This is a genomic window from Gilvimarinus sp. 1_MG-2023, assembly GCF_030548285.1.
In genome coordinates this window covers 1-297 of sequence record NZ_JAUOSC010000729.1, presented here as the reverse complement: position 1 = coordinate 297, position 297 = coordinate 1, and the positions used below count along the sequence as shown (strand labels likewise).

Sequence of the window (297 nt, the reverse complement as noted above, 5' to 3'; positions counted from 1 at the left end):
CGTCCAGGCCGTTGTCGAGCATTTGATACTCCGGGTGATAGAGCTCCAGACCACTGGCTCCCCGCCGGGCTTCGCCGTAACAACGTACCAGCGCCCCACGACGAAACTGGTTTTTCTGGGCAGCACTGAAATGATAAAAACGAATGCTGAGTACGCCGCTGTGGTCAGCAATCTTGACCAGCAAGCTGCGGCGTTTGCCAAACAAGACATCGGCTGAACGCACTTCCCCCTGTACCACGGCAGGTTGTTGATGCTGCAGGTTGCCAATCATCTGGATACGACTGCGATCTTCATAGC

The 297-nt window shown here is 55.6% G+C and carries 1 protein-coding gene; it reads right to left on the bottom strand.

The window, feature by feature from the left end; translation table 11 throughout:
* A partial coding sequence (locus Q4563_RS18790) for an OB-fold nucleic acid binding domain-containing protein (RefSeq protein ID WP_303605594.1) occupies nucleotides 1-297 on the bottom strand: 297 nt, incomplete at both ends.